General features: G+C 66.9%; 11 protein-coding genes. 7 read left to right on the top strand and 4 right to left on the bottom strand.

The features are described 5' to 3' along the window. Positions 1–7: 7 nt before the first annotated feature. Together SriyCCGPB3_RS13060 and SriyCCGPB3_RS13055 are read right to left on the bottom strand one after the other, a co-directional pair. Positions 8–712, bottom strand: a complete 705-nt coding sequence (locus SriyCCGPB3_RS13060; protein ID WP_153856104.1) for an AraC family transcriptional regulator — start codon at positions 710–712, stop codon at positions 8–10. Positions 713–1018: 306 nt separating this feature from the next. Further along, positions 1019–1453, bottom strand: a complete 435-nt coding sequence (locus SriyCCGPB3_RS13055) for a VOC family protein (protein WP_049429041.1) — start codon at positions 1451–1453, stop codon at positions 1019–1021. Between the two features lie 337 nt (positions 1454–1790). On the opposite strand from SriyCCGPB3_RS13055, the gene SriyCCGPB3_RS13050 reads away from it, so the two are divergent. After that, positions 1791–4586 carry a beta-glucosidase family protein gene (locus SriyCCGPB3_RS13050; protein ID WP_350259386.1) on the top strand — a complete coding sequence of 932 codons (2796 nt, stop codon included), beginning with the start codon at positions 1791–1793 and terminating at the stop codon, positions 4584–4586. A 100-nt stretch (positions 4587–4686) separates the two neighbouring features. On the opposite strand, the gene SriyCCGPB3_RS13045 is transcribed toward SriyCCGPB3_RS13050, so the two are convergent. Continuing rightward, complete coding sequence (locus SriyCCGPB3_RS13045) at positions 4687–5583, bottom strand: LysR family transcriptional regulator (protein ID WP_110712684.1); 897 nt, start codon at positions 5581–5583, stop codon at positions 4687–4689. A 105-nt stretch (positions 5584–5688) separates the two neighbouring features. Between SriyCCGPB3_RS13045 and SriyCCGPB3_RS13040 the strand changes: the two genes are divergently transcribed. The 3 genes from SriyCCGPB3_RS13040 (at position 5689) to SriyCCGPB3_RS13030 (ending at position 9497) form a co-directional block, all read left to right on the top strand. Beyond that, positions 5689–7047, top strand: coding sequence for an MFS transporter (locus SriyCCGPB3_RS13040; RefSeq protein WP_350259385.1), 1359 nt, complete (start codon positions 5689–5691; stop codon positions 7045–7047). Continuing rightward, positions 7047–7433: a DUF4440 domain-containing protein gene (locus SriyCCGPB3_RS13035; protein WP_153856107.1), complete on the top strand. Its 387-nt coding sequence runs from the start codon at positions 7047–7049 to the stop codon at positions 7431–7433. The genes SriyCCGPB3_RS13040 and SriyCCGPB3_RS13035 overlap by 1 nt, the downstream gene beginning before the upstream one ends. Before the next feature lie 153 nt (positions 7434–7586). Continuing rightward, positions 7587–9497 (top strand): CocE/NonD family hydrolase, encoded by a 1911-nt coding sequence (locus SriyCCGPB3_RS13030; RefSeq protein WP_164162921.1) that lies wholly within the window; start codon positions 7587–7589, stop codon positions 9495–9497. Positions 9498–9827: 330 nt separating this feature from the next. On the opposite strand, the gene SriyCCGPB3_RS13025 is transcribed toward SriyCCGPB3_RS13030, so the two are convergent. Next, positions 9828–10781 carry a helix-turn-helix transcriptional regulator gene (locus tag SriyCCGPB3_RS13025; RefSeq protein ID WP_153856109.1) on the bottom strand — a complete coding sequence of 318 codons (954 nt, stop codon included), beginning with the start codon at positions 10779–10781 and terminating at the stop codon, positions 9828–9830. A 446-nt stretch (positions 10782–11227) separates the two neighbouring features. On the opposite strand from SriyCCGPB3_RS13025, the gene SriyCCGPB3_RS13020 reads away from it, so the two are divergent. The 3 genes from SriyCCGPB3_RS13020 to lldR all read left to right on the top strand — a co-directional run bounded on the left by SriyCCGPB3_RS13020 (position 11228) and on the right by lldR (position 15057). Then, positions 11228–11986, top strand: a complete 759-nt coding sequence (locus SriyCCGPB3_RS13020) for an SDR family NAD(P)-dependent oxidoreductase (RefSeq protein ID WP_350259384.1) — start codon at positions 11228–11230, stop codon at positions 11984–11986. A 594-nt stretch (positions 11987–12580) separates the two neighbouring features. Beyond that, positions 12581–14239 carry an L-lactate permease gene (lldP, locus tag SriyCCGPB3_RS13010; protein WP_153856112.1) on the top strand — a complete coding sequence of 553 codons (1659 nt, stop codon included), beginning with the start codon at positions 12581–12583 and terminating at the stop codon, positions 14237–14239. 53 nt (positions 14240–14292) lie between these two features. After that, positions 14293–15057, top strand: coding sequence for a transcriptional regulator LldR (gene lldR / locus SriyCCGPB3_RS13005; protein ID WP_153856113.1), 765 nt, complete (start codon positions 14293–14295; stop codon positions 15055–15057). Positions 15058–15060: the final 3 nt, after the last annotated feature.

The raw sequence follows: 15060 nt of genomic DNA, 5'->3' as shown, positions 1-15060 counted from the left end.
GGCCGTGTCAGGCCGCCTGCAGCTGCAGGCCCTGCAGCTGTGCGGCACCGATGCCGAACATGCGGCGCAGGCTGCGTGACAGATGGGCCAGGTCGGCGAATCCGGCCGCATGCGCGCTGTCGGTCAGGCTGTGCCCGCGCAGATGATGCATCAGCGCGCGGCGCAGCCGTTGCCACAGCACCCAGCCGCGCAGGGTCACCGCCAGATCGGACTGGAAGCGCCGATGCAGCTGGCTGGTCGACAGATGTGCCGCCTCGGCGATATCAGCAGCCGGCACCGGGCCGGGCAGGTGCTCGGCGATACGGGACAGCGCTGCCTGCACGCGGCGGTCCAGCGGTTGCGGGCGGCTCAGCCGTGGCAACCAGTCGTGCAGCGCCAGCGCGTTGCCCGGCAGCGCGTGCAGGTGCTGCTGGATCTGCCCGGGATCGGCATGTGCCGGTTCAAGGAACACCGTGCAGCCCGCTTCCGGCGCCGACAGGATTGCGTGCGGCTGGAATGACGGCAGCCACAGCCGTTGGCCCTGCTGCCGTACGCCATCGACCTCGACCTGCCAGGGCGCGCCGTCGCTCAGTAACAGTTGATGGGCGTAGTGCGCGTGCGTATCGCTGCCACCAGCGTGGCCCTGCAGCACGGCCACGTGAGCATCCAGCAGCAGCGTGCCATTCCAGGGCAGGACGGGAGAGGACATGGAGGAATTGTAGATCCACGCCATGCGTGGATGAATCTCCATCGAAATCGAATATTCCGACAGTTGAACGAAGAGCAGCCGAGCATCGGCTCGGCTCTACAGCAGGCCGTGCAGGGAATTGTCGAAGGCGGGGTGGGTCCGGTTGCGGGGGCGTGAGCGCCATGGATGGCGCGACCGAGGCTACATGGACGTACTTGCGCCGTCCCCCGCAACCGGGCCCACCCCGCCACCCCACAGGAGCCCGCTGTTGCTTCGGCTGTTGCTTCTGAGGTTGCCGGCCAGCGGCCGGCACTACCGCGGGTGCCGGGCGCAGCCCGGCCGCGCGCACCCTCACCGCCCCTGCGGATCCGGCCGGTGATGCACGTACTCGACCACCGTGCCATCGGGATGCACCGCATTGAACGCTGCCCCGGTCGGGACCACCTGCAGCGGGAAGATGATTTCAGCGCCAGCCGCCACCAGCTTGTCGTGATAGGGCCGAACATCGTCGACCAGCAGCGTTCCCGTGGTCGAAGTGAACGGCGCCAGCGCCGCCTCGCTGCCCTCGATCAACAGGAACGCACCGACCATCGCCAGACGCAGGCCGGCCTCCGGAAACGGGAACCCCGCATCGGCCACCACGCCCTGCAACTGCTCGTAGAACGCCACACTGCGCTCCAGCTCACCTGGGGCCACGAACACCCGGATCAGCACGCGCGGCGCGCGTTGGCTGGAGGTGTCACAGCGGTCGCGCCAGAGATGGTCGAAGTCGCGATGTACGGTCATGGGCTCGGTTCGTGGCCAGGGACCCTCATTATCAGCAGCCTCGCGCGGCGCGCTGATGACCGCCGGTGATGGACTGATAACCGAAGGCCACGTTGCCCCTGTGACTTAGGTCCTGTTGACAGGTGTGAACGCCCTCGCACAATCTTCACATGATTGGGTCGCCTTGCGCGGCCCGGACAGGCAGGTTGTCACGCCGGGAGGAGGGTCCCAGGCGCAGACCGGCCCGTCCTTCGGCCTGCGGGACGTTGCCTGGCAACCCCTGCGCGGCATGAACGCTGCACCCTTCGGCGGCACTTTCCCTGGACCGATTGCCTTGGCAACGGAATTACGCCTGCCGATGAAAACGTTTACAAAGCCGCTTGCACTGTCCCTGGCCCTGTCTGCCGCACTGGCTGCCCCAGCCTGGGCCGACCCCGCCGCGTTCACTGTGCTGACCCTGGAACAGGCCCCGACCGCCGAGGCGATGCCGGCCCTGGCCGCCCAGCTGAAGAGCCTGAAGGTGGACGCGGTGAGCGTGCGCCAGGTGCAGCGCGGCATCGGCCAGGTCGATCCGCTGCAGGTGCTGGCCGATGGCCTGGGCTACGCGTACCGCTTCATTGCTGCGGGCAAGGACGATGGCCAGACCCAGCGCGGCCAGGCCGTGCTGACCCGGCTGCCGATTGCTGCTGAATCCGGCCCCGACCAGCCGGGCCTGAACTACCTGCGCCTGGACGATGGCCGCCACACCGTGGCGGTCTACACCGATGCTGGTGCAGGTGCCGCGCAGCTGCCGGCGCTGGTCACGCGTTCGCGGCTGGGCGCACCGGCGGTGCTGCTCGGCGCGGTGGCCGGTGAATCGGCCAAGGCCGCAGGCTTCGATCCGGCGCGTGTGGCGCTGGAGGCCGATGCCAGCTACTTCAGCGATGGTTTCCAGGCCGCCAGCAGCGCACCGTTCAAGGTGGAAGGCAGCACCCTGCGTGCGACGCTGTTGACCCTGGCCTACGCCGCCGACAAGCACGGCGACACGCCGTGGATGGACACCACCCTCAACGCCGATGCACGCGCTGCGTTGCTGCTGAAGGCGATGACCGAGGATGAGAAGTTCCAGATGCTGCACAGCTACTTCGGGCTGGGCAAGGACGGTGGCCCGCTGCCGGAAGGCGCGGTCGGCTCGGCCGGTTTCGTGCCCGGCGTGGCACGCCTGGGCATTCCGTCGCAGCAGTCGGCCGATGCCGGCGTCGGCGTGACCAATCCGGGTGGCATCCGTCCGGGCGACTTCGCCACGGCCATGCCTTCGGGCCCGTCCACCGCATCGAGCTGGAACCCGCAGGTTGCCTTTGCCGGCGGTGCGACGATGGGCCGCGAGGCGTGGCAACAGCGCTTCAACATCCTGCTGTCGGGCAGCGTCAACCTGCAGCGCGACCCGCGCAACGGCCGCAACTTCGAATATGCCGGTGAAGATCCGCTGCTGGCCGGTTCGATGGTTGGCGCGCTGATCCAGGGCGTGCAGAGCCAGCACGTGATCTCCTCGATGAAGCATTTCGCGCTGAACGACATGGAGACCCGTCGCAACTTCCACGACGTGCGCATCGGCGAACAGGCCATGCACGAGTCGGACCTGCTGGCCTTCGAGATCGCGCTGGACGCCGGTCGCCCGGGCGTGGCGATGTGCTCGTACAACAAGATCAACGGTACCTACGGCTGCGAGAACGGCTACCTGATGAACCAGGTGCTGAAGCAGGAATGGAAGTTCCCTGGTTTCGTGATGTCCGACTGGGGTGGCGTGCACAGTGGCTCGAAGGCGGCGCTGGCCGGCCTGGACCAGCAGTCGGCCGGTGAAGTGTTCGACGCAGCGGTGTTCTTCGATGAGCCGCTGCGCCTGGCCGTGCACGGCGGCGTGGTGCCGCAGGCGCGCCTGAACGACATGGTGGCGCGCATCCTGCGCACGATGTTCCTGCACGGCAATTTCGACAACCCGCCGCAGCACCAGAAGGTCGACGCCGAGGCCGGTTTCGCCGTCGCTCAGCGCACAGTGGAAGAAGGCAGCGTGCTGCTGCGCAATGAAGGCAACCTGCTGCCGCTGGCCGACAGCGTGAAGCGCATCGTCATCATCGGCGGCCATGCCGACAAGGGCGTGATCGGTGGCGGTGGTTCGTCGATGGTGGGCGTGACCGCCAAGGGCACCAACGCGGTGCCGGGCGTGCTGCCGACCACCTGGCCGGGCCCGGTGATCTTCCACCCGTCCTCGCCGCTGGAATCGCTGCGTGCGGCGCGTCCGGATGCAACCATCGAGTATGTGGACGGCACCAACGCCGCCGCTGCGGCCAAGGCAGCAGCGCAGGCCGACGTGGCCATCGTGTTCGCCACCCAGTGGGCGGCCGAATCGGTAGACCTGCCGGACATGCAGCTGCCGGATAATCAGGACGCCCTGATCTCGGCCGTGGCCAAGGCCAACCCGAAGACCGTGCTGGTGCTGGAAACCAACGGCCCGGTGCGCACGCCGTGGCTGGCGCAGGTGCCGGCGATGCTGCAGGCCTGGTACCCGGGCATCCGCGGTGGCGAAGGCATTGCCGCGCTGCTGACCGGCCAGGTCAATCCATCCGGCCGCCTGCCGGTGACCTGGGTGGTGGACGAATCGCAGCTGCCGCGCCCGCACATCGACGGCCTCGGCTTCAAGCCGGCCAAGCCGTTCGGCGATGTGTTCGATTTCGATATCGAAGGCGCCAACGTCGGCTACAAGTGGATGGCGGCCAAGGGCCTGACCCCGACCTTCGCCTTCGGCCACGGCCTGTCCTACACCTCCTTCGCCTATGAAAACCTGAAGGTGAGCGTGGAGGGTTCGCGCCTGGTCGCCAGCGTCGACATCCGCAACACCGGCAAGCGCCCCGGTGCTGACGTCGCGCAGCTGTACCTGAAGCTGCCGGCCGGCAGCACCACGCCGATCCGCCTGATCGGCTACGACAAGGTGACCCTGCAGCCGGGCGAACAGCGTCGCATCCGCATCGAAGCCGAGCCGAAGACCCTGGCCCACTACGATGCGCAGGCCCGCCAGTGGAAGATCGACGGCGGCAGTTACCAGGTACAGCTGTCGCGCAATGCCGCCGAACCGCTGCAGACGGTGGATGTACAGCTGGTGGAGCAGGTGCTGCGCTGATGCCTGAAGACACGGCCCGGCACAGGGCCGTGTCTGAAAAAGGGGACGGAGGGGATCAAGTCGCTTATGCATAAACGACTTGATCCCCTCCGTCCCCTTTTCATGTGGCGAACCACCCGCGCAGGAAATCGATCAGCTGCCGCACCTTCGGTGAGGGCTGCGTGCTGTGCGGGTAGACCGCGTACACGCTCTGCTGCGGGAACCGGTGCTGGCGCAGCACCGGGCGCAGCCGGTCCTGGGCCAGGTCGTCCTCGATCAGCCAGCGTGGCAGCACGGTGACCCCGGCGCCGGCCACGGCGAAGGCGCGCAGGCTACTGGCACCATCCACGCGCACCACTGCATTGCCCGGGTTGGTGGCAAACAAGGCGTCGCTGCCGTCGGGCGCGATCACCGGCACGTCGGCCAGGCGCGGGTAGCCGAGGCGGGGCAGGGTGCCCAGCTGCACGGGGTCATCGGCAGCATCGGCAGAGGGCAGGCGTGCCAGCAGGGACGGAGCCGCCACCGCGCACAGTGGGTGGCGTTCCAGTTCGCTGGCGTGCAGGCCCGAATCGGGCAGACGGCCGAGGCGGATCGCCAGGTCGAAGCGTTCGGGAATCAGGTCGGCCGGCGCGGGCGACGTGGACAGGTGCAACTGCAGGGCCGGATGCCGCGCACGGAAGGCTTCCAGTGCGGGAATCAGGCGTAGCTGTGCGTACTCCGGGGTGGTGGTCAGGCGCAGCACACCCTGCAGCTGATGCTGGTCGCGGCGTGCGGCATCGATCGCCGCCTGTGCGGCATCCAGCGCCTGCACGCAGTGCTGCAGGAACTGCTCGCCGGCATCGGTCAGGGCCAGGTGGCGGGTACTGCGCAGCAGCAGGGTCACGCCCAGCTCCTGCTCCAGCCGCTTCAGGTTGAAGCTGACCACCGCACGGCTCAGGCCCAGGCGGTCGGCGGCGGCGGTCAGGCTGCCGGCCTCGACCACGGCGCGGAAGATATCGAAGCGATCGAGGCTGACCATGGTGGTCCATTGTCAAAACAGATTTGACAGTGTTGCAGCTGCCGTCGTGTTTTTCCAACAAGGTCCGGACGGCATGCTTGCGACTTCCCCGCTGGAGCGCCGCCGATGCCGTCCCCCCGCCTGCGCCATGAGGCGATCTTCCTGCTGGTGTTCGCCCTGGATCTGGTCAACATGTTCATCGCCACGGTGGCCTATCCTGCATTGGCAGCGGAGCTGCACGCCGATATCAGCACCCTGGCCTGGGTGGGCACCGCCTACATGCTGGGCCTGAGCGTGGTGATTCCGCTGGCGCCCTGGCTGGCCGCGCGCTGTGGTGAGCGTCGCCTGCTGCTGGTGGCGTTGCTGCTGTTCGCGGTTGCCGCTGCGCTGGCCGGCGCAGCACCGGGTATCGGCTGGCTGCTGGGCTGGCGCCTGCTGCAGGGCCTGGCCGGTGGCCTGCTGATTCCGGTGGCACAGGCGGCAGCGTACCGACAGTGCACGCCCGACCAGCGTGGTGCGCTGACCCGCCGCATCCTGCTGGTGGCGCTGCTGGTACCGGCACTGGCGCCCGCGCTCGGTGGGCTGCTGGTGCAGTGGTTGTCCTGGCGCGGTGTGCTCTGGGCCAGCCTGCCGCTGGCCGTGGTGGCGATTGGACTGGTGCTGGCGTGGATGCCGGCCGATGGCGCGCGTAGTGCGCCACGCCTGCAGGCCTATGCGCTGTCCACCGCGATGCTGGCGCTGGGCGCACTGCTGCTGGCGCTGACCTGGCTGGGTGAACCCGGCCATCGGGCCGCCGGCGCCGTACTGCTGTTGATCGCATTGCTGTTGGCGGCGGCCCACCTGCGGCATGCGCGGCAGCAGGCGCAGCCCCTGCTGCGCTGGTCGTTGCTGTCCCATCGCGGCCTGCGCCTGGCGATGCTGGTCTACCTGGCAGTACCCGGTGTGTTCATCGGCAGCCAGCTGGTCAGTACGCTGCAATTGCACCAGGCTGGTTACAGTGCCGCGCGCATCGGCGCGTTGATGCTGCCCTGGGCGCTGGCCTCGGCCATGGCGATCACGGCCAGCAAGCGCCTGCTGGCCCGCTTCGGCCCGGCCACGGTACTGCGTACGGGCATGCTTCTGCAGGCCGGCGGCCTGCTGTTGATGGCGCTGCTGCCGCAGCCGCACGTCGCCTTGGCCGGGCTGCTGTTCGCGCTGATGGGCGCCGGCGGCAGTCTGTGCAGCAGCACCGCACAGACGCTGGCCTTCCATGGGGTCGAGGGCGAGGCGCTGGGTGATGCCAGCGCACTCTGGAACCTCAATCGCCAGCTCAGCTTCTGCCTGGGCACCGCGGCCATCGCGCTGCTGCTGGCATTGGCCATGCAATGGCTGCCGGCCCATGCCACCGGCGTGGCGCTGGGTCTGGCTGCTGTACTGACCCTGCTGCCGATGGCGTTGCTGCGCCGGCCGCAGTTGCTCACTCTTTCGCAACCGGAGAACATTTGATGGATACCACCGCAGAACATGAAGTCCACCACTTGCACGACAAGCTGCAGGCTTGGTTCCGTGCCGACGTCGGCACCGACGTGCTGGATGATCTGATGGCGCATTTCTGCGCGGACTTCAGCATGGTCGGTATCGGTGGCCGCAGGCTGGATCGGAATGCCGTGCAGGCACTGTTCGCGGGTGGCCATGGCGCGCGGCCGGGGCTGCAGATTTCCATCGAAGCCGTGCAGGCGGTGGAAGCGCCGTCACCGCTGGCGGTGCTGCGCTATCGCGAAGGGCATTCGATCGATGGCGGCGTACCCGCATGGCGGGAATCGCTGGCGGTGCTGCGGCAGGAAGATGGCCGTTGGCGCTGGTTGGCGCTACACGAAGTGCCGGTGGCCTGATCGGCCGGCACGACCGGTTGCCGTCGGGCGCAGCAGCTGGTCGCACATGTGCCATCAGTCCTGCCTGCATCCACCGCAGAATGCAAAGCCCGCCCACACTTCACGGTACAAGGCAGGAGTAGGCTTGAGGCTTTCCTGCCGGGAGGGGTCTCCATGCGTGTACGTGCCGTTGCTGTAGCCATCGCCCTTTGCCTGTCCAGCACCGTGCTGGCCGCGGAAACCCCGCCGATGACCCCGGACATCAGCGGCAAGCCCTTCGTTGCCCCCGATGTCGGTCGTGACTACGACAAGCGCGTGGTGATGGTGCCGATGCGTGATGGCACCAGGCTGTATACGGTGATCGTGGTGCCCAAGGGCGCGCGCAATGCGCCGATCCTGCTGACCCGTACGCCTTACGACGCAGCCGGCCGCGCCAGCCGCAGTGATTCGCCGCGCATGCGCGACCTGCTGCCGCAGGGCGACGAGGTGTTTGTCGATGGCGGTTACATCCGCGTATTCCAGGACATCCGCGGCAAGTACGGCTCCGAAGGCGATTACGTGATGACCCGGCCGCTGCGCGGGCCGTTGAACAACACCAAGGTGGACCACTCCACCGACGCCTGGGACACCATCGACTGGCTGGTGAAGAACGTGCCGGAGAGCAATGGCAAGGTCGGCATGCTCGGCTCGTCGTACGAGGGCTTCACCGTGGTGATGGCGCTGACCGACCCGCACCCGGCGCTGAAGGTGGCTGCGCCGCAGAGCCCGATGGTGGATGGCTGGATGGGCGACGACTGGCTCAACTACGGCGCGTTCCGCCAGGTCAATTTCAACTACTTCGCGATGCAGACCGAGAAGCGCGGCAAGGGCACGCCGCTGCCCAGCCTCGGCTACGATGACTACAGCACCTTCCTGCGCATCGGTTCGGCCGGTGACTACGCGCGTTTCACCGGCGTGGACCAGCTGACCTGGTGGAAGAAACTGGTGGAGCACCCGGCCTATGACGGCTTCTGGCAGGGCCAGGCGCTGGACGCGGTGATGGCGAAGACGCCATTGAAGGTGCCGACCATGTGGCTGCAGGGTCTGTGGGACCAGGAGGACATGTGGGGTGCCAACCACGCCTACCAGGCAATGGAAGGGCGCGACAGCGGCAACAACCGCAACTACCTGGTGATGGGACCGTGGCGGCACAGCCAGGTGAACTACAGCGGTAGCGAGCTGGGCGCGCTGAAGTTCGATGGCGATACCGCGCTGCAGTTCCGCCGTGATGTGCTCAAGCCGTTCTTCGACCAGTACCTGGTGGACGGTGCGCCGAAGGCGGATACGCCGCCGGTGCTGATCTACAACACCGGCGAGAACCACTGGGATCGCCTGAAGGGCTGGCCACGCAGCTGCGACAAGGGCTGTGCTGCCAGCAGCAAGCCGCTGTACCTGCGTGCCGGCGGCAAGCTGGCGTTCCAGGCACCGGCGGCGGGCGAGGGCGACTTCGAGGAATACGTGTCCGACCCGGCCAAGCCGGTGCCGTTCGTGCCGCGTCCGGTGCGTTTCGGTGACCGCGACATGTGGACCACCTGGCTGGTCAAGGATCAGCGCTTCGTTGATGGCCGCCCGGACGTGCTGACCTTCATCACCGAACCGCTGACCGCGCCGCTGCGCATCGGCGGCGCGCCGGTGGTGCACCTGCAGGCCTCGACCAGCGGCACCGACAGCGACTGGGTGGTGAAGCTGATCGACGTGTATCCGGACCAGGAAGCGTCGACGCCGGAGATGGGCGGCTACGAGCTGCCGGTGTCGCTGGCGATCTTCCGTGGCCGCTATCGCGAAAGCTTCAGTGATCCGAAGCCGCTGGCGGCGAACCAGGTGCTGCCGTACCGCTTCGACCTGCCCAACGCCAACCACACCTTCCAGAAGGGGCATCGGGTGATGGTGCAGGTGCAGTCCAGCCTGTTCCCGTTGTACGACCGCAACCCGCAGACCTACGTGCCGAACATCTATCTGGCCAAACCGGGCGACTACCAGAAGGCCACGCAGCGGGTCTGGCACAGCGCGGCGCAGGCCAGTTACATCGATCTGCCGGTGTATTGAGTTTGATGAGGTACGCCGGGTGCGCGATACCCGGCGGCCGCGGTAGTGCCGGCCGCTGGCCGGCATCCGCGATGGAGTGAAAGCGTGTCGACCAAGGTCGACACCCACCAGGGCTGGGCCATGGCAGGTCGATTCAGGCGGCTGCGGTAGTGCCGGCCGCTGGCCTGCATCCGCGATGGTGCCAAAGCGTGTCGACCAAGGTCGACACCCACCAGGGCTGGGCCATGGCAGGTCGATTCAGGCGGCCGCGGTAGTGCCGGCCGCTGGCCGGCATCCGCGATGGTGCCAAAGCGTGTCGACCAAGGTCGACACCTACCAGCGCAGAAGCCGCTATCCGACCTTTGAGGGCCCGGTACGCCAGCGGCTGGGTACCAGGCCGAAACGCTTGCGGAACGCAGCCGCGAAGTTGCTGGGGTGACGGTAGCCACTGGCGGCCGCAGCCTGCTCGACAGTCCAGCCGTCCTCGCGCAGGCCCTGCTCGGCGTGGCGCATGCGTTGTTCGTGCAGGTAGTCGAACACCGAGCAGCCGTACTGCTGGGCGAAATGACGGCGCAGTGAACTTGGGCTCATGCAGGCCAGCTGGGCCAGTTCGATCAGACTATGCGCGTGGCTGGGATCGTCATGCAGGTAGGCACGCACGCGCTCCAGGCGCTCGCGCTGGCCAGCCCGCAGCGTACGCACATGGTCGGTCTGCAGATCTTCGGCTTGCAGGCCGACGGCCAGCAGCTGCAGTGCGACGCCTTCGCGCCACAACGCGTCGATGCCGTCCTGCCAGGGGCTGTCGAACAGCTGGCCCAGCACCGGCAGCAGGGTGTGCGGAATCGCCCAGTGGCGGCATTCCAGGTGGGTATTGAGCGCTGTTTCCAGCTGCGGCAGCTGGAACAGATCCGGATCGATCTGGCCCGGCACCATCACGCTGACGCCGCGCATGCGCGTTTCGCCGGGATGTGAGCCGGTCATCTCGACCTGTTCCCGGTGGTGCGCGGTCATGGCGGTGCCGGCGCGCAGGGTGAAGCCGCCGCGTCGCGGAATGCGGACGTCGACCTGCCCCTGCAGCATCACCCGGATGGCCAACCCGGGGCTCTGCTGGGCAGTGGCCACATACGGGAAACGATTATGGACGTCGGACGCGATCAGGCTCATGCCGCCACGCAGGAACTGTTCATTGACCTCGCCGTGGCCGGCCCACTGATCGTCGCGCAGGTGTTCCGGATCGGCGCGGTAATCAAAGCCATGGCGATGGCCGAAGCGGCGGTAATCGGCGAAAGTGAAATATCGGGACATTGCTCGGCACGTGCGCAGGAGGTGGACGCTGGCAGTACCTCGCCCATGCGCTCTGCATTGCAGATGCAGTTCCGGTCGTGGCCTGTGCAGACCCGCTGCGATGCGGTGGCGACGGCACGCTGGATGGCTGGGGAAACGCCAGATTGGAATGAGTGTGTCGAAGAAACTGGAAACGTTTCCCATTGTCGCCTTGATTCACCCGCATTTGATTTCGAGATGGTCAAAACGATTGGTCAATATGGCCAAGTTGAATCTTCCGTGGAACATACGGCGGCGTTCTGCATGCATATCCGTACGCAATTCCATACATCAACTGGAGTTGAGGTTCCATGGGTGGAACGATCGCCTGCGGACACGTTGTCGCCCGTGTCATCACGGATGAAGGCGTAGCGTGAGGCGTTGGCGGCGGCAGGCCGCATCGATACCCCCACAGATGGAGAATGCAGATGATCGATTACCAGCTCACCGGCAAGACCGCGATCGTGACCGGCGGCGTATCCGGCATCGGCCTGGCGGTCGCGCAGACCCTCGCCGCATCCGGTGCGCGTATTTCGGTCTGGGACCTGAAGCAGGGCGTGGTGGATGCCACGGTGGCACAGCTGCAGGACAGCGGCGTGCAGGCCATCGGCGTCGCGCTGGACGTGACCGATGATGCCGCCGTCGAAGCGGCAGTGCAGCGCACGGTGAAGGAACTGGGCGGCGTGCATATCGCAGTCAACAACGCCGGCATCAGTGGGCCGGCGGCCAGCAGTGGTGATTATCCGGTGGACGGATGGCAGCGGGTGATCGACGTCAACCTGACCAGCGTATTCCTGTGCCAGCGTGCGCAGATCCAGGCGATGCGTGCGGCGGGTTCCGGTGGCAGCATCATCAACATGGCGTCGATCCTGGGTCAGGTGGGGTATGCCGGTTCCACCGCGTATGTAGCGGCCAAGCACGGCGTGGTCGGCCTGACCCAGACCGCAGCCTGGGAACATGCCGCAGATGGCATCCGTGTCAATGCGGTCGGCCCGGGTTTCATCAACACGCCGCTGCTGGAGAAGATGGATCCGAAGGTGCGTGCGACGCTGGAAGCGCGGCATGCGCTGAAGCGGCTGGGCACGGCCGAGGAAGTAGCGGCACTGGTGGCCTGGTTGGCCAGCGACGACGCCTCGTTCGCGACCGGTACCTATTACGCCATTGATGGTGGCTACCTGGCGCAGTGATGCGTTGATCACAGATGGCGCAGGCGTTGGACACGGCCCGGCGCTGTCGGGTGAACGGGCTGTAGTGTGGCCTTCAGCTCTGTGCCACGGGTGCCACGCGACGCTCCGGGAAACTCCCGGAGCCTGCCCATGCAACTCATCCAGGATGTCTCGATCCTGCTGCGCGTGGCCGCAGCAATGCTGCTCGGCGGCGTGCTCGGCGTCGAGCGCGAGATGAGCAATCGGCATCGCCGTGGGCATCGGCAAGTACGTGGTTGCCATCGGGGTGAGCGTGCCGTGCGTGCTGGTGCTGGCGGTGATGCGGCGGCTGGAGAAGAAGATCTGACGCGGAGTGGGGTCGGAGCCCCTGCGGGGATCCGACCCCAAGGGCCCAGGCAGGGTCAGATCCCCGCAGGGGCTCTGACCCTTACCTCGCGAAATGGTAGGACCAATATGACGTCTAGCCCTATGGTCTAATAGGCGCTTCGCCGGAGTGGCGGTTAAATCCGCTGCACGTGGTCTGATCGATATCATTATTGGTACTACCAATAATCGGCGGCCGCGGCGACCCACCGCGTGCGGTGGAGCACATCCCGCCCCCAGTCGAGAGCCTTCATGCAGCCCTGGCAACACCTGTACGACCCCGCCGGCAACCTGTGGTTGTCGAGCCTGATCGCGCTGCTGCCGATCGCGTTCTTCTTCATCGCTCTGGCCGTGCTGCGGATGAAGGGCTGGCTGGCCGGCACGATCACCGTGGCCATCGCACTCGGCGTGGCCCTGCTGTTCTACCGCATGCCGCTGACCCAGGCGCTGGGCGCGGCCGGTTTCGGCTTCGTCTACGGCCTGTGGCCGATCGCCTGGATCATCATCGGCGCGGTGTTTCTCTACAAGGTTTCGGTCAAGACCGGGCAGTTCGACATCATCCGCGCCTCGATCCTGTCGGTCACCGAGGACCAGCGCCTGCAGATGCTGATGGTTGGCTTCGCCTTCGGTGCCTTCCTAGAAGGCGCGGCCGGCTTCGGTGCGCCGGTGGCGATCACCGCGGCACTGCTGGTCGGGCTGGGCTTCAAGCCGCTGTATGCCGCCGGCCTGTGCCTGATCGTCAACACCGCGCCGGTGGCGTTCGGGGCGATGGGCATTCCGATCATCGTGGCTGGGCAGGTCACCGGCCTGGATGCATTCGAGATCGGCCAGATGGCGGGCCGCCAGCTGCCGTTCCTGACCCTCATCGTGCTGTTCTGGATCATGGCGATCATGGATGGCTGGCGTGGCATCAAGGAAACCTGGCCGGCGGTGCTGGTGGCCGGTGGCTCGTTTGCCATCGCGCAGTACCTGACCTCCAACTTCATTGGCCCGGAACTGCCGGACATCACCGCCTCACTGGCATCGCTGGTCTGCCTGACCCTGTTCCTGCGCCGCTGGAAGCCGGTGCGGATCTTCCGCTTCGACACCGAAACCAGCGCCGAGGCCGCTGCACAGGCACTGGAAGCGCCACGCTACAGCGTCGGCCAGATCGCCAAGGCGTGGTCGCCGTTCCTGATCCTCACCGCGATGGTCACGCTGTGGAGCATCAAACCGTTCAAGTCGCTGTTCGCGGCGGGCGGCCCCCTGGAAAGCTGGGTGCTGAAGATCCCGGTGCCGGGCCTGGACCAGATGGTGCAGAAGATGCCGCCGATCGTGGATGCACCGCTCAGCTACGAGGCGATCTACAAGTTCGACTGGTTCTCGGCCACCGGTACCTCGATCATCCTTGCCGCGGTGATCGCCATCATCGCGCTGCGCATGCCGGCCCGTTCGGCGCTGCAGACCTTCGGTGAGACCGTGCGTGAGCTGCGCATGCCGATCTACTCGATCGGCATGGTGCTGGCCTTCGCCTTCATCGCCAACTATTCGGGTCTGTCGGCAACGCTGGCACTGGCATTGGCGCATACCGGCGACGCATTCCCGTTCTTCTCGCCGTTCCTGGGCTGGCTGGGCGTGTTCCTGACCGGCTCGGATACTTCGTCCAACGCGCTGTTCTCGGCGCTGCAGGCCACCACGGCGCAGCAGATCGGCGTGTCCGACGTGCTGCTGGTGGCGGCCAACACCACTGGCGGCGTGACCGGCAAGATGATCTCGCCGCAGTCGATCGCCATTGCCTGCGCGGCGGTCGGCCTGGCCGGCAAGGAATCGGACCTGTTCCGTTTCACGGTCAAGCACAGCCTGATCTTCACCACGATGGTCGGCCTGATCACCCTGGCCCAGGCCTACTGGCTGACCTGGATGATTCCCTGAGCCATGCACGGCAGGCCGACCACCCGCTGCGCGCTTCGGGCCACAATGGTGCCATGAGCACGCAACGTATTTCGGACAAGGTGGCCGCGCAGCTGCGCGGCCTGGTGCAGGAACAGCGGCTGCAGCCGGGTGACCGTCTGCCGGCCGAACGCACCCTGGCGGTGCAGCTGGGGGTCTCGCGAACGTCGTTGCGCGAGGCCATCGCGCAGTTGGCCAGCCAGGGCTTGCTGACCGCACGGGTCGGTGGCGGCACCTACGTGGCCGAACCCGCGGCGCGCGCGCGGCAGGCGCTGGATGAACCGCTGGCGCCGTACCTGCCGTTGTTCCAGGGCGATCCGGAATACCGCTTCGACGTGCTGGAGATCCGCCACGCGCTGGAAGGTGCCACCGCCTGGCATGCGGCGCTGCGTGCCACCGACGAGGATCGCACACGCATCGCCCAGGCCTTCCAGACCATGATGGACGCGCACGGCAAGGACGACCCCACCGGCGAGGCGGAGGCCGACGCAGCCTTCCACCTGTCCATCGCCGAGGCCTCGCACAACCTGGTGCTGCTGCAGGTGATGCGCGGCCTGTTCGAGCTGCTGCAGACCAACATCTCGCAGAGCCGCGAAAAGCTCTACACCTCGGCGAGGACCTTCTCGCCGTTGTCCGACCAGCACCGCGAGATGATGGACGCGGTGCTGGCCGGCGACCCCGAACGCGCGCGCGCCGCCGCGCATGCCCACCTCGAGTTCGTGCACACCACGCTGCGCACCCTCGATGACAACGAAGCCCGGCGTGCGCGGGCCTCGCGTCTACCTTCCCCACACGGTTGACCC

It is taken from the genome of Stenotrophomonas riyadhensis, assembly GCF_040256885.1.
Taxonomy (GTDB): domain Bacteria; phylum Pseudomonadota; class Gammaproteobacteria; order Xanthomonadales; family Xanthomonadaceae; genus Stenotrophomonas; species Stenotrophomonas riyadhensis.
This window is presented reverse-complemented; position numbering and strand designations above follow the sequence as displayed.